Origin of the sequence: Pedobacter miscanthi, from assembly GCF_032678605.1 — a bacterium.
Classification (GTDB): domain Bacteria; phylum Bacteroidota; class Bacteroidia; order Sphingobacteriales; family Sphingobacteriaceae; genus Pedobacter; species Pedobacter miscanthi_A.
The window spans coordinates 110,125-131,400 of the sequence record NZ_JAVTSU010000018.1 but is presented as its reverse complement, the minus strand read 5'-3'; the positions used below and the strand labels follow the sequence as shown (position 1 = coordinate 131,400).

General features: G+C 38.8%; 12 protein-coding genes. 1 reads left to right on the top strand and 11 read right to left on the bottom strand.

Annotation, left to right across the window (positions count from 1 at the left end):
* Positions 1-225 precede the first annotated feature (225 nt).
* Positions 226-999 (top strand): IclR family transcriptional regulator, encoded by a 774-nt coding sequence (locus tag R2R28_RS23125; RefSeq protein WP_316828024.1) that lies wholly within the window; start codon positions 226-228, stop codon positions 997-999.
* A 447-nt stretch (positions 1,000-1,446) separates the two neighbouring features.
* On the opposite strand, the gene R2R28_RS23120 is transcribed toward R2R28_RS23125, so the two are convergent.
* From R2R28_RS23120 to R2R28_RS23070, 11 genes are all read right to left on the bottom strand, one after another.
* Positions 1,447-3,612 (bottom strand): amylo-alpha-1,6-glucosidase, encoded by a 2,166-nt coding sequence (locus R2R28_RS23120; RefSeq protein ID WP_316828023.1) that lies wholly within the window; start codon positions 3,610-3,612, stop codon positions 1,447-1,449.
* Positions 3,613-3,731: 119 nt separating this feature from the next.
* Complete coding sequence (locus R2R28_RS23115; protein ID WP_316828022.1) at positions 3,732-5,321, bottom strand: sodium:solute symporter family transporter; 1,590 nt, start codon at positions 5,319-5,321, stop codon at positions 3,732-3,734.
* A gap of 146 nt (positions 5,322-5,467) precedes the next feature.
* Positions 5,468-6,553, bottom strand: coding sequence for a Gfo/Idh/MocA family oxidoreductase (locus tag R2R28_RS23110; protein ID WP_316828021.1), 1,086 nt, complete (start codon positions 6,551-6,553; stop codon positions 5,468-5,470).
* 136 nt (positions 6,554-6,689) lie between these two features.
* Positions 6,690-9,224, bottom strand: a complete 2,535-nt coding sequence (locus R2R28_RS23105; RefSeq protein WP_316828020.1) for an L-rhamnose mutarotase — start codon at positions 9,222-9,224, stop codon at positions 6,690-6,692.
* Positions 9,225-9,285: 61 nt separating this feature from the next.
* Entirely contained in the window at positions 9,286-10,215 is a 930-nt protein-coding gene (locus R2R28_RS23100) for a sugar phosphate isomerase/epimerase family protein (protein ID WP_316828019.1), read from the bottom strand.
* Positions 10,216-10,217: 2 nt separating this feature from the next.
* On the bottom strand, positions 10,218-11,753 hold the full coding sequence (locus R2R28_RS23095; RefSeq protein ID WP_316828018.1) for an acetylxylan esterase: 1,536 nt from the start codon (positions 11,751-11,753) through the stop codon (positions 10,218-10,220).
* 1 nt (position 11,754) lies between these two features.
* The gene (locus R2R28_RS23090; RefSeq protein ID WP_316828017.1) at positions 11,755-12,894 is read right to left on the bottom strand and encodes a sialidase family protein; all 1,140 of its coding nucleotides are present in this window, start codon (positions 12,892-12,894) and stop codon (positions 11,755-11,757) included.
* Positions 12,895-13,025: 131 nt separating this feature from the next.
* Complete coding sequence (locus R2R28_RS23085; protein ID WP_316828016.1) at positions 13,026-13,691, bottom strand: DUF3826 domain-containing protein; 666 nt, start codon at positions 13,689-13,691, stop codon at positions 13,026-13,028.
* A 282-nt stretch (positions 13,692-13,973) separates the two neighbouring features.
* Positions 13,974-16,709 (bottom strand): alpha-L-rhamnosidase, encoded by a 2,736-nt coding sequence (locus R2R28_RS23080; protein ID WP_316828015.1) that lies wholly within the window; start codon positions 16,707-16,709, stop codon positions 13,974-13,976.
* A gap of 300 nt (positions 16,710-17,009) precedes the next feature.
* Positions 17,010-19,784, bottom strand: coding sequence for a glycoside hydrolase family 2 protein (locus R2R28_RS23075; protein ID WP_316828014.1), 2,775 nt, complete (start codon positions 19,782-19,784; stop codon positions 17,010-17,012).
* Complete coding sequence (locus R2R28_RS23070) at positions 19,784-21,145, bottom strand: sialate O-acetylesterase (protein WP_316828013.1); 1,362 nt, start codon at positions 21,143-21,145, stop codon at positions 19,784-19,786. The genes R2R28_RS23075 and R2R28_RS23070 overlap by 1 nt, the downstream gene beginning before the upstream one ends.
* Positions 21,146-21,276: the final 131 nt, after the last annotated feature.

Below are 21,276 nucleotides of genomic sequence, written 5' to 3'. Positions count from 1 at the left end.
TTAAATTTTGGTTTATAAATGGTTAACTGATATTTTAATGTTATTGAAAATCCGTTTTAGAAAAGGTTTAAACAATAAATTAGCATCAATTCAAATATAAATGTTTTTTTTAAATATGAAAACATATATTCGTATTTAAATTACAAATTCTTCCCGTCGATAAATAGGAAAGCATTTTGTATGTTTGAGATGTAAAAATTACGCTACAGCCAAATTTAAACCTGTATGAACGAAAAGGAATCGAAGTACCAGGCCCCTGCTTTAGATAAGGGACTTGATATATTGGAATATTTATCAGCACAGTCTATCCCGTTATCCCAAACTGAAATTGCGGTTGGTATTGAGAAAACACCGAATGAAATTTACCGCATGTTGATGAGTTTGGAAAGCCGCGGGTATATCCTGCGAGATGAAGTATCTGGGAAATACCGGCTATCATTAAAGCTTTTTTACCTTTCGCACAGGCATTCGCCGATTGATGAATTGCGTAAGGCCGCACAATTTCCATTGGAAGAACTGGCCAATACCATCCGTCAATCGTGCCATTTGAGTATTTTGTACATGAACCAGGTGATGGTGATTATCCATGCCAAAAGTCCGGGACCGATTGCGCTTTCCATTGAAGAGGGTAATTTATTTCCATTGCCATTAACCGCATCCGGAAAAGTGTTGCTGGCTTATATGCCAGATGCAGAACGGAACACCACCTTAAAAAACAATGTAATTTTTAAGAAATACCATAAGGCCCAGCAAGAAGACTTTTTGAGTTCTTTAGAAGATATTCAGCAAAGCGGCTCTTATTTTAAAAATAGTGATTCTGTTTCAGGGGTAACCGATCTTTCAGTACCAATTGGTATTGCGGGTAATAACGGTATTATTGCCTGTTTAACCATTTCAATGTTAAATGCCATCAATGTAGATCAGGCAATCGAAAACGATGTTATACTGGCCGAAGCGCAGAAATGCGTTAAAAAAATTGAGCAAAGGATTGGAGTTTAAGAAACGTGTTTGCGCTCGTTTCACAACGAGTGCATAGAAAGCTAAACGATTTTATCGTTTTGTAAACGACAAACTATTCAACGCTCGTTAGAAACGAGCGCTAACGGGACTCCGTCAATCCCAAGTGGCGGAAGATCAAAAAAACAGTTGCACAATAGGACAACTCGCGCTACCAAACCTGAAACGCAGTGGTTTTGTGAAAATATCACTCAAACTTTCATTGAGCAGAAACGAGCAAAACAAAGTGCCGCTGTTTTTTTGATGAGCCTGGGATGGTGAGAAGCCACATTGCCGGATTGACAAAGCGCTTTGGGTACTTTGGCGCCCCAAAGTACCTTGCCGCCGCGGCATAGAGCGGGAAAAGAATCTTTATAATTAATTGTGTCCACACAATAGGAAAGGTCGTGACAGGCTCCCGACTGAAAAAGCCTTCTCGCAATGACGAAACTATGCTGAGTATTTCACATTATACTCTTTGCCCTTTTCAATCGTTACCTCATAAATTCCTTTCGAAATTTCTTTCACTTCAGCATCTTTTACCAGGGGTTTGGTTTTACTTTTAATTCGTAATTTTCCTAATCCTGTTGCAGACGAAACCTTGATTTCTTTCTTACTGCAAAACACCGAAATATCACCATTAGCTGTAGGTACTTTTCCTTCCATCCATTCCAAACCGCCTAAATTGGGTTCAATGGTATAGCTTTCGTAACCCGCACTTGTAGGTTGAACACCTAGATAATATTTTCCTAATAAATAAATCGGACTTGCGCCCCAGGCATGACAAAGGCTTTTTCCGAAAGGCCTGCCGTACATTGCTAAGTGTTCTGTACCTTTTTTATCAGGGTTGTATTCTTCCCAAAAAGAAGTAGCGCCCAATTTTAACATCCCACCCCAATAATTTTTCATTTCCTTAAGTACATAAGGTTGTTCGCCCATCGCACATAGTGCTTCCAACTCATAAAAACGCATGTATGGAGTGGTTATTTTAGCAATCTGATCGTTAAGCAGTACATTCTTTTTAACAGCCAGTTTTTGTTCTGGCGTAAAATAATCAAAGAAGATCCCAAACATATTGGCATAACGGGTTACATTATCGGTTTGTTTATTATCAATACGACTGTGCACCAAAGCACTTTTCTTTTGGTTCCAGTAAAGTTCGAAAATTTTGCTTTTCAGTTCTTTTGCCAGTTTATCGTATTTCGCAATACCTTCTGTATCATTGGCCAATTTGGCGCATAAAGCCATCGTTTCTAAACTTCGTGCGTATAATAGCTGTTCGAAACTTACTTCTCCATCTTTACTCAGTTTATCTGCCCAATCGATAAAAATCCAATCGCCGGGCATCCATTCCAGCAAGCCGTTTTTATTCTTTCTTCCATCAATGTAAGTCATCAGCGATTGCATGCGTGGGTAAATATCCTGCACAAATTTTTGGTCACCTGTGAATTTGTAGTAATCGTAAATTCCTAAAAACCAATAAAAAGAATAATCCATAATGGTATTAATGTGTGCCGTAACCGGATCTTTGCCGCGTTGAGCAAGTAACGTCCGTTTTACTGTTGGTGCGTCAAAAAACGAGTAATAATTCATCAAATAACTTTGGTAGGCATCGCCACTCCACACCCAGCGGTCGCGTTTTATGCCATCGATGAAAAACTCACGGGTATTGAGGTGGAAAGTGTATTTAGCAACATCATAGATTTTATTGAGTTCGCTATCTGAAGATTTGAAACTTCCTCTTTCTGTTACAGGCGCATATTCATACAACATCGAAACAGAATCGGCCGATACATTGCCCTCTGATTGATAGTTCACGTATCTGAAAGCCTTTGAGAGTGGCATAATAGAATCTTTTTTCTGTGACAAATCTATATCCAGATAATCTAAGGTTTCACATTTATCAACAGATAAGGCTTCTTCTTTCGATTCGCCATAATAAATACTCAATCTTCCTTTTCCTTTTAAACCGTGCACTTTAATAAATCCAAAGGTTTCTTTTCCGAAATCAGAAACTGCACCCTTATTTACCTTTTCAGTTTTAACTGCCGATTGTGCTACTACCGGTAATTTAAATTGTGAGGGTAATTTAGTGGGATCAGATAAGTTCCAAGAACCTGCCGAAACAAAAGTAGTTCCCGATTTATCAGAGGTTTTCCCACTCGCATCAATCCATTCTTTATCCTCAAATGTGCTTAACCAAGTTTCATCAGAAACTACCGTTTTGCCTTGAACAAAAATTGCCGGCACGTTAGTCTGATTATAAACCTTCAAACTTAATTTGTGTTTCCCTGCTGGGATCTGAATGCTTTTTGGAAAACCGGCAATGGCCTGGCCATCGATTTTAACGTTGTATGTACCTTCTACAAACAGTTTAACCTCTTCAGATTGGGCAAGATTAAATTCTTTGTGAAAATCGACCAAAACATAGTGGCTGTCCATTTTCCAGAATACAGGGAAAAATGAACCTCTTTCGGTTCTGCGGTTCTGCATCACGTTACTCATATAAATATCTAAGTCACCCGGATACCAGATCCAGGATGCTTTTTGCGCAAAAATCTGTGCTGCAGTGCAGGAGAAAATGGCAACAAAGAGTATTTTTTTTAAATTTTTCATATCGTTTAGGTTAGGTTTATTTTTCGTCATTTCGACTGAAGCGCAGCGGAATGGAGAAATCTATGGAGTACAATTCCTATAGATTTCTCCACTACGGTCGAAATGACGATACTTTCATTTTAATGTCCATTAAAGAAAAGGTAAAGCGCAACCATTACCACTGCCAATGCAATCCACGAAATCCAAACTGTTCGATCAGGTTTTTCGATGTTGGCCTCATGTTCTTCATTAATGGTATAAATACTTGGTGATCTATCTAACAAAGAAATTAAAATTGCAATAACCAGTAATACCGCAAAAATGAAAAACGAAAGCATCAGATAATGCGGCCAGAAAGTATATTTATCGGAAGGTAAAATCCATAGGTAAGTCACTCCAACGCCCAAACTTAAAATAGAGCCTATTGACAGTGTAAAATTTACCGCTTTTCTAGTGGTTCTTTTCCAGAAAACGGTTAATAAGAATACAACAGAAAGCGGCGGTGCAATAAAGCCTAAAACCGACTGAAAAACGTCGAATAAATTTAGTCCTTTAATATTATCGATCGCCAAAACTACAATAACAGCAAAGATACATCCTGCCACAACTGCCCATCGGCCAATACGGATAATCTGTTTGTTACTGGCCTGAGGGTTAATTTTCTTCACGTAAATATCCATAGTAAAAACGGTACTCAGTGAGTTTAACGACGACCCGATAGTACCGACCAATACTGCAATTAGCACAACGATTACCAAGCCGTTCATGCCTGGAGGAAATAAATTGGTTACCATAGTCATGTAAGCTTCGTTCGGATCTTTTAAGTTAGGAAACAGCACATAACAAAGTATCCCTGTACCAATAAATAACGGTAATGAGAGGATTTTTAGCCATCCGATGAAACTGACTCCCAATTGCCCCTGCTTTAAATTTTTAGCACCTAAAACAGATTGAACCATTGATTGATCGGTGCAGAAGAAAGCCACAGCAGCCACAGGATAACCCAATAAAATAGCATACCAAGGGTATTTTGGATCGCTGGCTGGCTGTACCAGGTTCCAAAAGTGATGTGGTGTTTTTTCGTACAATGCAGAAATCCCACCAACTTTGTTTAGGCCTAAAAGCATCAACGAAAGTGAAACAGCAATCAATAAAATCATCTGGAATACATTCACTTTTGCTATGGCTTTTAAACCACCGAAAAAGGTGAACAGTCCGGCAAAAGCAACCAATACAGTAACCGATTGCCACATGGGAATGCCTAAAATCTGGCGGACTAAAAAGCCACCTGCAAATAAGCCCAATGATAACCATGAGATTAAAATCTTAACTAAAGCATACCAGGCCAGGATATTTTGGGTTGAATCGCCGTAACGGTTGCCCATAAACTCGGGCATGGTACTTACTTTAGCAGCAAGGTATTTTGGAGCAAAAACAATGGCGAGCAAGAATAAAAATATAAAAGCGTACCAATCGAAATTTACCGCCACGATACCAGTGCTGTAACCAATACTCGCAAAAGCCAACAGCATTGATGGGCCTACATTTGTACCCCACATATTGAAACCGATGCTGCTCCAGTTTAAAGATTTATTGGCCAGAAATAAGGTTTCGTCGGCGTTTTTCTTTTTGGAGAAACTGGCCCGATAGCCAATGATAATCAGTACAATGAGGTAAGCAATTACAATGAAGTAATCTAAACTGGTTAAACGTTCTACAATGTTTCCCATTAATTTATTTGGTTAGTTTTTTAGTTTTGTCACGGAGCTGCTTTTATTCTTTTCGTCATTGCGAGGTACGAAGCAATCTTAATGCGATCGCTAATCAACCCATAGTTGTAGGATTGCTTCGTGCCTCGCAATGACGATCTTTGCTTTTACAACCCTATCGATTCCCGTGTTATGTGATTTGCCTTCAAAATTTCATCAACTTTTACTGGTAAACCGGTTTCTAAAGATTGATCCATTGCTTGCAATAAAGCCACCGTTCCAATTCCTTCCTTTAAATCGGGATAAGCAGTAAAGTTGTTGTTGATACTGTCAGCAAAATAATCCAGGTAATTCTGGTATTCTCCGGCATGGTGGCTTTGACCTTCGAAACGGAAATAATGTTTTAAGGTAGAATCGCCCCAGGTAATAATTTTTTCTTCTCCAGTGTTTGTAGTAACCGAATAACGCAGTTCATGGTAATCAGCCTGACTTGCACCTTCTGTTCCGCGGAGAATACAACTCATACCACTATCGCGACTTGCAGGTTGCGTAGGCCCTGTATAAGCGCCACTAACCCTTGCAATCCGACCATCTTTTGCTTTGAAAATGAAGTGCATCGTATCCTGGTTTTTCAATCCAGCATTTAAACCGTTGCTACTCAACATACCATAGCCCATTACCTCTTCGATATCGGGCATATACCACCTGATAAAATCAACAGGGTGACTTAATCCGCCATACAGCCATTTAAACGATTGTTTTAAGGACCAACCTTTCTCTAAAAACCAACGGTGATCGGCATGGTAGTGACTTTCTATAGTGATTAACTCTCCAATTAAACCTTCATCAAAATCTTTCTTTTGGCGCTTTGCAGGTTCGAAGAAACGAGAACTCTGTCCCACGAAAATCTTTTTTCTTGATTTTTTGGCAAGTTCTAAAAGTTCGTTAGCCTGCGATAGGTCGTCGATAAATGGTTTGGTGCAAACCACATGTTTTCCGTGCTCCAGTGCGAGTTTAATGTGCTCGAAATGCAGATGATCTGGCGTATAAATCGCAATCATATCGATTTTATCGCTGGTTAACATATCCTCATAATTTGTTGTCCAATTCTGAAAATCGAATTCTAAAGCACGTTCTTCGCAAAGCTTTTTATTGGCATCGCAAATTTGGATGAGCTTAAATTTTCTACTAGACAATGATGCAGAAATTGTGCTTCTGCCCTCTCCTAAACCTAAAATCCCTAATCTTAACATGATATTATTTTTTCTAAGCGTTTTTGTTTTTCTTTCCGTCATTGCGTGGTATGCAGCAATCCTAATGCACCCCACGGGTAGCGATAGTTATAAAGATTGCTTCGTCGTGCCTCCTCGCAATGACGATTATTCTTATTTATTCTATCGGTTTAAAGAACACCCAAACCTCGTCTGGTTTTGTGCCTTCAATTCCTTCCTGATATTTTTTCATGATGGCATTCCATTCATCCACCTTTGGATTATTCTCGGTGGTTTTTGGATTTAAATCATCTAATTTTTTTCCTTTCGGGATACTGATAATTAGCATGAGTTGCCGATCATTTTTAAAAATGGCCAAACGTTGAAACTCTGCATTGCAAAATCCCTTTGAAATTTCGGGCCATTTCTCAAATTGCGTTTTATGATAGACCAGATATTCTTTTTGCATTTTTTCATCCTTAACCAGATTAGCCGACAAAATGATGTTATCCCATTCTGCTGTAGGTTTATCTCCACAGTTTTTTTCTCGATTGAAATCATAAAACAGGTTATCATAAAACTTAATCTCAGCCGCATCGTGGCGCTTTAAGGTTTGTTTTAAACTCTCCACTTTTAAACTGGAAGTATAAATCACCAATCGGTTGTTCCATTTATAAATTGAACTCGGCAGAAGGTTATTTTCTTTTGCGAAAGTTTTTAAAGTGTTGTTGCTAGGAAGATTATCCGACTTAAAAATCAATTCGAATACAACTGACTGTTCAATAGCCTGATTAATTTCTTTTTTAGAATAGTTCGCTTTTTCCCTTAATAAATATTGAAAAGGTTTCTCTAAACCTGCATTTTGTTTAATCTGATCGGCTACTTTTGGTCCATTGCTTTCCCATAGATTATCTGGTCCGTTCGCATTTTGAAGATACTTTTCTGTTGGTGTCCAGTTGTTTTTGATGGTGATATAAGATGAACCCTCATCGGTATACAAATAGAACCAATGATCTGGCAAATGTGAATATGGTGCTTTGTAAATACTGTCAACTACGTTATCTGTGATGGATGATCCTGGTTGAGCAGATAAGGTGTAAATCCCAGCTACATCGTACATGTGTTTTCCGTAATGGTGGATTTTATTGCCACTAATGGTATTGTTTTCCATGGCGTTTTTCGTTTTTGTCCAGCCCCAACCCATGCTAATGCCTGAATAAGAAACATCGCTGATTTCGTTGTGTAGAATTTTTATGCCACGAACATATCCCGCTCCGATACCTACGGCACCCCAATCTTCGTTGGTAACATCGGTAATCAGGTTGTTTTCGATTTTATTGTTCGTCGAAATTTCTCTTTTATCTGTCGGATTATATGGCAGGTGTACTTCAGTCGCTTCATCAGAAAAAGTTCCGATTAAAATGGCTGATCCGCCAATATCCTTGAATAAATTCCCTTTAATTTGGTTGTCGGCAGTTCCTTTTTTATAATCTAAAGCTGTAGAAGCCAGATGTACGAAACGGCAAGATTGAAAAGTTGTGTGGTTTGCATAACTCACTTCAACTGCAGCAGCAGGTCGACCAACCCAAGCCTGATTTTCTAGCGTAGGTTTATCTGGTGTTCCGGCTTTTTCCAATTTATAAGCATCGAGCATGTACATACCCGCCTGATGTGGTACATGACCTTGTTTTGAGGGCCTCAACCATGTAGCATGTTCGAAGGAAATGCCCTTGAAACTTACAAAAGAAACCGGTTGATCAATCGTTCCTTCAATTTTAACGAGATTCTCTAAAGCGGGAGCAATTACCTCGGCACTCAACATATTTTCGGATGCCTTGGGCCAATAATAAAGTTTATGATTTTGCAGATCTTCGAACCATTCGCCAGGTTCATTTAAAAATTGAATCGCATTGCTTAGATAAAAAGCAGAGTTACCTGTTTTATCCGAAATCCAAGGTGCTGGCCAAGGATGCTCTGATTGAATTCTACGCTCTGGCTGCATGAAAGAAAGCTCAGCCGTATTGCCAATAATTTTAACCGACTTAACACGGAGATTCGCAATTGCCCACCATTGATGGATAAGCATTTCCATTCCCTTTATGGTTGCTAAATTGATGTTTTTTTGAAGCGGAATGGTACAGGTTTGTTTTTCGGTATCCCAGGATAAGATCCTCCCCATTTCTTCGCCATTATAGTTTTTTGCACCGATGGCTTTATTCCCATCTACCCAAAGCTGCCTGAACTGGAGATCGCTCCCATCAAAATTTGGAAGATCTGTAAGCCAAACTTTACCTTGTGCTTCTTTTGGTAAGCCAGCAACTGTACCATTAAGTTTTTTCCAGCCTTTTACTTTTATACCACCACTAAAAACAACCTTTTCGTTTGTAATAATTTCTGTCGGACTATCTTTTGTGCCTGAATCTTCTGGTCGAAAAACTACCGGTTCATGCAATTGATAAAAACCTTTGCCGATTATAATCCGGATACCACCTTTAATGGAAACATCATTTAAACGTCTCAATTCCCTTGCTTTTCTCACAGCAGAATGAAGTGTTGCTAAGGGTTTTTCTTTGGTTCCTATGTTAGTATCAGCACCATTTATAGAGACATAAATATCTACTGCGCTTGCTTCAAAGCACAATAACGACAAAACAATCAAGAGACTGAAAAACGATTTAATTTTTTTTTTTCGTGAAGACACGAACCAAGACATGCATTCTTTTTTTAACTTTTCGATTCGCATCTGTTTCGTTGTAGCTATTTCCATAATTGTCTTATTGAGATTGCTTCGTGCCTCGCAATGACGACCTATTGTTTTGAAAAACCGATTTCAGGTAGCTTGTATTGGCCGTGAAATTATATTTTACGTTTGTAGGTTGTTTAGCATCGCGGCTTCGCTCTACCACTAACCATCCGCTCCAGCCCATACCATCCAAAGTTTCTTTTACTTTATGGAGATCAATTTTAGGATCGTTTTGTAACCAAACACCATCTTCATTTGTAGCATGTATCTGAACGATGTTTTTCTTTCCTAAAATTCTTAACTCCTCGTGTAAATCTCTCCCGTTTTTTATTGCATTAGAGAAATTGAAATAACTTTTAACATGTTTGCAATCAATATCTTTTAATAGCTGTAATTCGCCTTTTGCGTCTAAAGCACTTTCAATTCCGATGGTAATTCCAGCTTTCGATGCCATTTTTCCAGCCACTTTTAGCCTTTGTATAATTGGCTCACGCAGTTCAGGGTTTTTAACCAAATCTCCCTGAATTCCCAATGGTAGAAATACCACTTTAATATTCATTGCTTTAGCGGTATCCAAACAATCCTGGATCATTTTCTGATAAGTGGGTCGTTTGGCAAATGATTGCGCATAAAATCCGGTCATGGCTAAAGAACAGATTTCAAGATTTAATTCTTTTGCCTTATCCAGATACTCCTGTCTGATTGTCGGATCGGCCAATTTGTTATCGAAAGTTTCTCGATCGCCCAAACCACCCATGTCAATTTCCAGTCCATCGGCACCGATTTCTTTTGCAAGTGGCAAAGCGCTGATTTTCTGACGCTTCAAGATCATTAAATCAATTACCGCAATTTTAAAACGGTGCTTTTTCTCTGCTGCAAAAAGCAATTGATCGGGAATCATTAAAACTCCCGATAACAAAGCTACATTGCCTATAAAAGATCTCCTATTTTGATATTGCATAACTAAAACTTACTCGTGCTTAAAGGGAATAATTTCTCCAGATTTTCAAAGCCCATGACCGCATTTTTAGGTAATTTTTCACCTTTATCGCCGAAAACATATAGCGCATTTTCCTTTTCGATGGTTACCTTACTTTCATCGTATTTACCGGTATTATCTTTAACTGTAACAGCATTTAATTTGAAGTTTTTGATTAGGAAATCGTACAATGCAATGCGTTTATTGATGCCGAAGTCGTGCTTTTCATCAGGAAGATGAACATTCTCGACTTTATCTTTCACACCATAATAACTGTACATTTTTTGTAGGTAAGGAAAATCGTGTTCAGGTGTATGTGCTGTCCAGTCGCTACCATCCGAAACCAATAACTGGGGACGAGGGGCAGCCATTGCCGCCAATTCTACGTTATCGGTTCCACCACCACATTGATGGATTGGCATTCCGCTTTCACATGGACAACCACCATAAAAATAAGATGACATTGCAACCACTGGTGCACTTAATTTAATTCGGTCGTCCATAGCCGTCATTAAAATAGAATGGCTTCCGGCACCCGAACCTCCGCTGATCCCGATTCTGTTGGTATCTGTTTCTTTTAACGAGCTGAAGTAATCCAAAATCCTGATCCCACCTAAAGTTTGAACAGTTTGTGCTAAACTACGGCGATGGTCTTCGTATTTAAATTGCAACATCGATTCGCCCCAGGCAAACAGATCGTAACTAAAAGCCATTGCCCCCATTTTGGCAATCATTGCACAGCGGATCTGACAATCGGCTCTGTAACGCTGTTTTTCCCAATGACCATCCGGACTTAAAATCAAAGGAATTTTCCCTTTAAAGTTTAATGGTTTGTACAGTGAGCCATTGATCCATACACCTGGTAAAATTTCTAATGCAATGTTTTCTACCGAGTAACCGTCGAAAATTCTTTTGGCCGTGACAATCGGTTTTGAATTTGGTTTTGCAGGTAATGGCGATAACAGTAAAGCTTTGTACAATTCGGGTTTAATTTCTGCTTTGCGTTTTTCCCAACTTGCCTGATCGTGATATTTTGTGGCTAAGTGGTCTAAATATGCCCAACCATCCTGAACTTCCCAACGATAATATTCGTATTCCTTTAATTTGTAAACGCCAGGTTTTTCTTTGTTTACCTTCATGTCCAAAGGCGTAAGCACATTGGCAAGCGTTTCATCAACATCTGCACGGAATCGCCAATCGGCATAGTTTACCCATTTGTCTTTTACCTGTGGTTCTGAATATTTGATTTGCACTTTAAAACGCGTTTGAATCTCTTTCAAAACTTCTGCAAGAGGCTTTTTATAAAGATTATCGGTGTTTTGGGTTTGGGCGGAGCTATAATTTGCAGACGATATATTGGTAATGAATAATATAGCTAAGTATTTAAGCGCCCTACCCGTCATTGCGAGTGCTGATTTTTCATCAGCCGAAGCAATCTTTCTTGGTAAAATAGATTGCTTCGTGCCTCGCAATGACGATCGCCCCAATCTCGAAATGACGTATCTAGTTAAATCTATCATCTTAACCCTCCTCACTTTTAGTTTCGGTAATCACAGGAGCAGTATATCCTTTCAATTTCGGCCATACACCAGCTTTGATCTTTTTAAGTTTCAGCTTCGATGGATCTACAACCACATGTTTGATTTTCTCTCTTCTCCAGGTATAAATAAAATGTAACATGCCATCAGAAGTTTGAATCACTGCAGGATAAGAATATTGGCTGATCGGTGAATCTTCTAAAATTAATGCTGCAGACCATTCTTTTCCGTCTTTTGAGATCGAAACATTTAATGGGGTACGTGGTCCTTTGGCTAAATCGCCTGGAGGTAAAACATGGTTATACACCAATACCTGGCGGCCATCTTTCATGGTTACTGCATCAGTACCTGAATTGTTATTGGGTAATGATGTTTTGGTTAATGCAGACCAGGTTTCACCGTTATCGTTAGACCAGGATTCTACAATTGCACGGTTGGCTGTTCTGGCTAAAATCTGCAATTTTCCATTTCCATATTGTAAAATGCTCGGTTGGATGGCTTTAATGCCATTTTCAGGAAGTGGCCCAACTGTTCTCCAGGTTTTGCCATTGTCTTTGGTTACTTCAAAATGGATTTTCCAGCCATCGCCCTCTTTACTCGATGGTGCGAACAGATTCCCGCTGCTTAATAAAACCGGTTTGTTTTTTACAGGACCAATATATCCATCGGGTAATTTTGTAGCATCAGACCAGGTTTTACCACCATCTTTCGAAGTTCGAATCATTCCCCACCACTCAGATGGTTTCGGGCCTATTTTGTAAAACAACAATAAATCTCCATCTGGAACCTGATATAAAACAGGATTCCATGTAGGCAATCTTTTACCATCTGGTTGGATACCATTAGCAACCGAAAACGGCGCTAACCATTTGCCATCTACAAAGCGGCTAATGTAGATTTCTACATCGGGATTCCGTTCTTTAGTTCCTCCAAAAAATGAAGCAACTAAACCTGTTGGCGTTTCTGCTATCGTTGCGGAGTGACACGATGGAAATGGTGCTTTATCGTAAATAAACTCTTGTTTTACGATTCCGGTTTGCCATTTTTCTACCTGGGCATTAGCGCTCATCAAGATTGCAAAAATAAAGGTTAGTGTAATGTGTATTTTTCTTTTTAACATCATGTTTTTATTAATGTACTTCTATGTCCCACGCGTCATTCCCAGCCTGACTGGGGATCCTAATGCTTAGCTATGCATTCGTTTGCTTTAAGATTCCCACCTGCGTGGGAATGACGATGTGGCCAGGAAACTTTTTATTGTTTTGTCTTAGCTGCTTTCTCTTCTTTTATCTTTTTAGTATACGCGCTATAAAGTGCTCTCCAACTGCGGCCATTATTATTCAACATCTGCTCCGATTTTGTTTTATAAATCTCGAAGATTGCCGAAATCTGTTTCATGTTTTTATAATCGACAGCTTGCTCACGAGCTTGTTTTAAAAAAGCTAAAATCTTTGTTTCTTCATCTGCAGTTAAATCAGTCACGATTGCTTTGTAACCTTTCATCGTGAATTCAACCTTACCGATGGTGTATTTGTCTAAGATTGTTTCAACCTGCTCAGGTGTTAAGTTTTTTCTCAGTCCATCCATTAAAGCCTGATGAACAGCTGAAGGAATAGCCGAATCGACTATGATCTGTTTGTCTAAATCACTTAATTTATTTCCAGTAACTGGGTTTATTCCATCAGGAACTGTTGATGATGGATGATCGTTATGCCAATCTCTAATAGTGGTTAAATGAACCGCAATTGCATTTTCGACTGCTGATTTCTTAGCTGCATCGGTTAAATTTAAGGGAGAAGTCCATTCTTTTGCTTTGCTTAAGATTTCTTCTGGTACAACAACATCTTTTGTTTGACTGAATGCATTTACTGTGGTTAGCAGTAATGTTAGCAACATCAATGGGTTTAAAAACTTTTTCATAATTGTGTTTTAATTTTTGTTTCGGTTCGTGAAGACACGAACCGAGGCTTATATGTGTAATCTTCTCTCGCCATGGTTCGTGTCTCCACGAACCATTATTTTACTTACGCTCCACCCCAGAACCGAGCCATCTTTAATTTTATATTGGTCATATTCAATTTCATTTTTAGTTTCCGTCATTGCGAGGCACGAAGTAACTCTAATGCTCTAGCTACAGTTGTAAGATTGCTTCGTGCCTTATAATGACGATGACACTCCATTGTCTGCGTCCTCACAGACCGTTTATTTCTCTACCACAAAAGAATAATCACCAGAACCCAGCTCATAAACTGCCCTGTTATTCTCCATTTTTATAAATTTTAAATCCTTTATTGACTTAATTTTTTCTGAAACCTCATTTTTATTATTCGCAGGTAAGTAAACCCATGCCGTTGTATTTGGTGGAATGGTTATATTCCAATTAAACTGGTTCACCGTTTTAGCATAGCTGCTTTTAATTACCCCATAAACCGAGTTGTAATTGGCATTTACCGAATTTAATCCATTAATCATTTCGGGTTTCATGATGATCTTTTTAAAAGCTGCACTTTCTGATTTTATACCGGCCAGATTCTCATAATACCAGATCAATAGATCGCCAAGCATCATGACGTGGTTCTGTGAGTTCATTTTTGGATCGGCCGTATTACCGTTCCATAATTCCCAAATGGTAGTTGCACCATTATCGACCATATAACCCCAACTTGGATAAGTTTTCTGTGTGGCAACGGTATAAGCTAAATCTGGTCGGCCATAATCGTTTAAACAGCGCATTAACCACTGGATACCTACTAAGCCATTACTTAAATGACCCTTATTCGTAACTCCCACCGTATAGGTGATATTTTTGAATACCTGATCTACTTTATGCAGTGGAACCATTCCGAAATAAAGCGGAATAATGTTATCTGTTAGGGCATTAGAGGCATAATAACCTTTATCGTTATAATATTTCTGATTGAAAGCTTCCTTGATTTTATTCCCCAAAAGATCGTATGCTTTTGCATCTTTATCGTTGCCGCTTACCTTAGCGAATTGTATCATCAACTGCGTGAAATGATAGTAATAAGCTGTCGAAATTAATTCAGAAGGATATTTTTTATCCGCACTTTTACCACGACCAAATTCGATGGTAATGGGTGGCATACACCAATCGCCATAACTATCTTTGGTTAAAATATAATCTTTCATGTAGCGGTCTTGCATGTAAGCAAGCCATTTTTTCATTGCCGGATAGTTATCGCGAACAGCAGAAATATCGCCAGTTTGTTTGTAAAGCATTTCCGTAACCAGAAGCATCGCTCCCGGCCAGGTCATGTTATCGCTATAATACCTCCAGAAAGCTGGTGCAACATCGGGAATGGCGCCATCTTCCTTTTGTGAGTTTCTGATATCCTGTAACCATTTGGCATAGAAGCGTCCGTTATCAAAAAGAAAACTTTCTCCGTAAGCCACAGCGCCCCTATCGCCTAACCAGGGCATGCGCTCGTTGCGTTGCGGGCAATCAACCGGAATCCCTTTGTAACTCCCGGCAATTCCCCACCAGGCATTTTTGAAAATCTGATTAGTCAAAGCATCCGAAGTTTCGAACGTTCCGATCGTTTTGATGTTATCGTAAACCATTTTCCCAAGAAAATCATTCAATGATGGTTGGTAGGTATAGCCTGAAAGTTCTATGTATCTAAATCCGCGGTAAGCAAAAGTAGGTTCCCATGTTTCTAATTCGCCTCCTTTTAACGTGTATAAATCGGTACATTTTGCATTGCGAAGGTTAGCTGTAAAGAGTTCGCCATTATCTTGTAACGATTCGGCAAAACGCATTTTGATTTGTTTGCCCTTCAAACCTTTTATCTTAATTTGCAACCAACCCACCATATTCTGACCCATATCCAAAATATACCGGCCACCAGAAAGTTTAGTGATTGAAACAGGTTTTATTGTATTCATCACCTTCATATTTTCATTCATCTGGGCCTCAATTGTCCCCATTGGTTCTTGCACAAACTCTGCTTTTGCCCACATACTATCGTCAAAACCTACCTTATTCCAGCCTGAAGCTTCTTTTGTAGCATCGTATTCTTCGCCATCATATTCGTTATTGGTTCTGATTGGCCCATCGGTTGTGCCTTTCCAGCTATCATCAGTATCAATATTTGCTGTTGTTCCGTCGGTGTAAACGATGTTGATGTTCATCAGCATTTTCGGAAAACCAAATGTTTTAATCTTATAAGGTTTTTCATTTTGGCGCATTGCAAAGAAACGGCCATTTCCGAGTATCGTACCTACGGCATTTTTACCGTTCTGGATGTAACTGGTTACATCGTAAGTATTATACTTTACGTTTTTGGTGTAATCTGTAGGTGACGGAGATAAAACATCATTTCCAACTTTTTTGCCGTTGATAAACAATTCATACAAGCCCAAGCCCACAATAGATGCCGTAGCAGACTTGATTTCTTTGGAGCTCTGAAACTCCTTTCTGAAATATCTTGCTGATAAACGTGAATCAGTTTTAATGTTATCCCATGGAAAGGCCCTGTCGAAACCAATCCAGCCTTTTGGCCAATCTTTGTAATAAATTAAGCCCATTGAGAAATAGTTGGTGGCAGACCATGCACTTTCGCCTGCACCCGTCCATACTTTAACCTTCCAATAGGCTTTCATTCGGCTTTTTAGTGACTTACCATTGTAGTTTACGTGAATAGATTCTTGTTTGCCAACCTTTCCTGAATCCCATAAATCTCCGTCATTCGCTTTTAGTTTTTCTAATGATGATGAAACTATAATTTGATAAGCCGTTTGCATTACATTATGTTCATTGGAAATAATATGCCAGGCGAAGCGAGGTTTTAAAACATCAATTCCCAGCGGATTTTCGAGCATTTCGCAGGTGGTGTTTTGCAACGAGACTTGCGCTATCACTTTTGAAAAGGATAGGAACCAAATACTGATGATCGCTATGTAGATTTTAATGTTCATTATGCTTCGCAGTTGATTATACTTCGTATATGATTACACCGATTGTTGGATTACACTGATTACTAATTTTATTCTTTATTTTTTCAATTTACCATTTCATTGCTGTCATGCTGAGGCACGAAGCATCTGTTGGTTTTTATATACTGCCTTTGCCTGCCCACTCTCTAGTTTTGGCAGTGATTTATTAACGCATTGTTTTTATCGTTTAGAGATTCTTCACTACGCTCAGAATGACAAACCCCTCAGAGCGACAAAACTTTTTCTTTTCCTTCTTTGTGCCTTCGTGTCTTTGTGGTAACATCATTTAGTAGAAAAATCAAAATACAAGGTCATATTCAATGCTCTACTTGGAGATTTATCAAAATCGTAATAAATATTCTTCATTCCCATAGGGCCGGTTGTTTCTGGCTTTTGTGTTTTTGTGCCAATTGCTGAAATTGCGTTCATAAATGAAATATCACCATTCGGAAATGTCGGACTCATGTTATCATATTCTGTGTCTTTCGATTTTTTTGGTGTAAACAATCTTAGAAATATATCTTCCCTATCTGTAACCACTTTGAACGATTGCTGTTTACCTATAAAGTCGCACCAATACATATTGGAATAATAGCCTTTAAATTCTGGGTATTGCCAAGGTGCTTCACCAGTTGCCGAATTGTTGTAATCCTTTTTCCAAATACCAAAAGTTGTGCCTTTCATTCTGTTTTTCCAAACGCGGTATGGTCCGTTGCCTTTATATTCAACTGCTTTAATTTCTGATTCAGGATAAGAAAAGTTCAACCCAACGAAAGTGGTAAAGTAATCTGATGGAAAATACTTCACTTCCATTTTTAGCCAACCTGAAGGATAAATTGTCCATTGTAAAGTATTCCAATTTTCTTTTTTATCAAATTTGGATGAAATCACTAAATTTTCACCATCCATTTTTTGAGTAAAACCTTTAAAGTTATTTACACCCTCTTGCAAAATCGGACCGTTCGAAAATGGAATTATACCGTTGGTATTCTTTGCCTGTAGCAACAAACCTGATATTTTATCGAAAGTTAAATCAATGCCATTGGCAGAAACCTGATAAACTTTTGTGTCTTCTTTTAAACCTACTTTCGAAGCGCCTGTTTTTATAACAGTTTTCTCTGCATCAGCTGCAGGTAGTGCAATCGGGAAACTCCAGGTGAACAATTCTTTACCATCTGGTGCATTAGCAGTAAGATAAAGTGCATCAAAGCTTCTCCAATCAGTTGGAAGATTGATCTGTAATTTCCCTTTTTCGAAAGGTTTAACATTTGGCGCATCTGCTTTACCTGATTTGAATTCTGCATCCGTTCCTATTTTTAGTTTCTTCAATTGCCAGTTGAAGGTGCATTGATTGAGGTTGGTAAAAGCATAACGATTTTCTAGCGTAAACGAACCATCAAAACCTGCTGTCATTTCTATTTTCTCTACAAAAACAGGGCTCCAAACTTCTTTAATCGTAAAGAAGCTACCTTCTTTTTCGTGGTAAGGTCCAACAATTCCATCAGGGCCATGATTTCCATCGGTGTCCAATTCGCCATTTTTATCCGTACGAACCACAGCCTGGTCGGCAAAGTCCCAAAGGAAACCACCAGCCGAAAGTGGATTGTTCCACATAGCATTCCAATAATCTTCAATGCCTGCACCATGACCGCCATCCCACATGCCATGCAGAAATTCGGTAGGCATCAGAATGTTGTGTCCGTGATCATAATTACCAATTCCGTAGTTAAATTCGCGATAGTGCGTGGTTTCGAACCCATTAAAAACTTCCCAGGGATGAATTAAAGGACGTTTTTGTATATCTTCTTCAGCAAAAAGATGATCAAGTTCGCGGTTATGTCCACCCTCATTTCCATTGGCCCAAAATATAATGGATGGATGATTTTCATCATTCAGCATCATTTCTTTCATCAGTTTTGTTCCGGTCGGCGTATCATAAGTACCGTGCCAGCCAGCCAGTTCATCCATTACAAATAAACCCAACGAATCGCAAACATCTAAGAAATGTCCGTCTGGTGGATAGTGCGACATCCGAACAGCATTCATATTCATCTCTTTCATTAGCAAAACATCAGCAATACTGATTTTTTTACTGGTTGTTCTACCCGATGTTGGGTAAAATGAATGTCGGTTTACTCCTTTGAACTTCATTTTCACCCCATTTACATAGACACCATCGCGTTCTTTTACCTCAATCGTTCTGAAACCAATCTTTTTAGAAACCTGATGAATCTCTTTCCCGTTTTTAATCAAGCTAAAAGTCGCGGTATATAAGTTTGGAAACTCTGACGACCACAATGCTGGGTTAGAAAACTGATGATTGAGCTGTATGTTTTTATTTCCTTTTTTTATTGAAGTCGTAAACCGATCACCGAATCTTTTTCCATCTTTCCCTAAAAGTTCCACTTCAATCTTATCTGCATCACCAGTATAACTTAATTGAGCATTTAAATTGCCATCAGCTTTAGCATCAATCTGAATTCGATCGATATGCGTTTGTGGTAGCGATTCGAGGTAAACAGGTCTGAAAATACCACCAAAAATCCAGAAATCCGCTTTGCGTTCAGCCTCATTAACGGATTGATTGGCAGAGTGTTTAGATACCTTTACTTCAAGCAAATTATCGCCGCCGAGTTTAACCAGTTTAGTGATGTCGTACCTGAAAACATAAAATGAACCTTGATGCGTTTCTCCGGCAGATTTGCGGTTAATTTTAACTTCGGTATCCGTCATCGATCCCTCGAAAACGATATTGATTTTTCGGTTTTTCCAATCTGTAGGAACCTTAAATTTATACTTATAAAGTCCTTGTTCTTTGCCTTTGTTCTCCTCTTTGTTGAAACCGTAGTTATATTTTCCAAAACCTTGCAATTCCCAGTTTGAAGGCACGGGGATGGTGGTCCACTTGCCCGAATTTGCTCCATCTGTACAGAAGAAATCCCAGTTAACGGTATTGTCGTTTCCAGTTCCCGATAGGTATAATTTCTCTGTTTGCTGTGCTCTTAGTGAGCAGAACATGGTGATTAAACACAAGAAAAGTATAAATCTGCGTTTCATTAATTGGTTTTAAAAATTTTATTTAAGGGATTATCGGTACGGAAAGGCAAAGCAGGTAAACCATTGCTATAAAAATTACCTGATGGGTTTTCCGACCAGTTGTAACGTACAGCTATAGGCGCTGCAATTTCGCTTGAAGAAACGATAACCATTCCATCCTTTATGGTAGCATCAGCATTCACAAATTTCCCATCATTTCCTGCGATTGTAAAACCAGTTATTGAAGATGAATTAGCCGATTTCAGGTAATCAAAATCAAGCAAAGCTTCATTCTTTTTAAAAGAAACAGATTTATAAAAAGGTCCAGAAAAGCCTATTTTTTGCTCATATGTTTTGCCTAGCGCTAAAAGTGCCAATCTTCTGCCCACCTCCCATTTATAAGTTGGATGCAAATCTCCACCATTATCATTCAAATCTGAAGTTGAAATCATTCCTGTGTTTGACATGCGCAAAACTTGTTCTTGTGCTTCCCAAAAGTTAGGTTCTGTATCAGCCGTAAGCACAACTTTATCGCTTTTTTGCTTGCTATAATCGAAAGGTGCAATTTGAACATAATAGAAAGGTAAATCCTGTTCTCCCCAAGCTTTTCTCCATAAATTAATTAACGATTTCAATTTATAAGAATAGCTAATTGTTTCATTCAGGAAGCAGTTTGTTTCCCCTTGATACCATAAAAAGCCTCTAATTTTAAATTTCGACAAAGGTTCAATCATTGGGGTATAGAACTTACCAGGATCGTTACCCACCTTCTGGTTTTTAAAATATTCTTCCTGAACCAAAGCCTCTGGAGCAACCCAGGGTTCAATGGCACTCCCTGAAACGGAAGAAGAGATCATTCCAACCGGAATACCTAGTTTCTCCTGAATTTCTTTCGCGAAAAAATATCCAACTGCAGAAAAGGCTTTTAAGGCCGAATCTTGTGCAACTGCCCAGCTTTTATGAATAGAATCTGGCTTGGAAAGTTGTTTGCGGTTAACCAGGAAAATTCTGATCTGATCGTTTTTGGCTTTAGCTACTTCATCAGCAGGAAAGCCCAATTTTTCATTTTTAGGTTTAGGGATTTTCGCGAGTTTACGCATTTGGTATTCCATGTTCGATTGACCTGAGCATACCCAAACCTCTCCTACCAAAATATTGGTGAGTTCAATTTTATTTGAGCCACTGATAGTCATTGTTTGAGATTTCGAAGATGTTTTTAATGGCGCTAAAACCACTAACCATTTTCCTTCTTTATCGGTAACGGATTCTTTTCTCTGACCTGCAAACGTTACAGCTACTTTTTCTCCAGGTGAGGCAAAGCCCCAAATATTGATCGGTTTATCACGTTGCAAAACCATATTGCTCGATAAGATCTGAGGCAATAGGATTTTTGCATTGGATGACAATGAGCATATAAGGAGGAATAATAGCAAGAGAGATTGCTTCGTTCCTCGCAATGACGGTAAGGTGGTCGTCATTGCGAGGAGGAACGACGAAGCAATCTTTCTAGCAT

Coding starts and splice junctions, on each gene's coding strand:
- R2R28_RS23125 (WP_316828024.1), top strand. CDS start 226: ATGAACGAAAAGGAATCGAAGTACCAGGCCCCTGCTTTAGATAAGGGA.
- R2R28_RS23120 (WP_316828023.1), bottom strand. CDS start 3,612: ATGAAAAATTTAAAAAAAATACTCTTTGTTGCCATTTTCTCCTGCACT.
- R2R28_RS23115 (WP_316828022.1), bottom strand. CDS start 5,321: ATGGGAAACATTGTAGAACGTTTAACCAGTTTAGATTACTTCATTGTA.
- R2R28_RS23110 (WP_316828021.1), bottom strand. CDS start 6,553: ATGTTAAGATTAGGGATTTTAGGTTTAGGAGAGGGCAGAAGCACAATT.
- R2R28_RS23105 (WP_316828020.1), bottom strand. CDS start 9,224: ATGTCTTGGTTCGTGTCTTCACGAAAAAAAAAAATTAAATCGTTTTTC.
- R2R28_RS23100 (WP_316828019.1), bottom strand. CDS start 10,215: ATGCAATATCAAAATAGGAGATCTTTTATAGGCAATGTAGCTTTGTTA.
- R2R28_RS23095 (WP_316828018.1), bottom strand. CDS start 11,753: ATGATAGATTTAACTAGATACGTCATTTCGAGATTGGGGCGATCGTCA.
- R2R28_RS23090 (WP_316828017.1), bottom strand. CDS start 12,894: ATGATGTTAAAAAGAAAAATACACATTACACTAACCTTTATTTTTGCA.
- R2R28_RS23085 (WP_316828016.1), bottom strand. CDS start 13,691: ATGAAAAAGTTTTTAAACCCATTGATGTTGCTAACATTACTGCTAACC.
- R2R28_RS23080 (WP_316828015.1), bottom strand. CDS start 16,709: ATGAACATTAAAATCTACATAGCGATCATCAGTATTTGGTTCCTATCC.
- R2R28_RS23075 (WP_316828014.1), bottom strand. CDS start 19,784: ATGAAACGCAGATTTATACTTTTCTTGTGTTTAATCACCATGTTCTGC.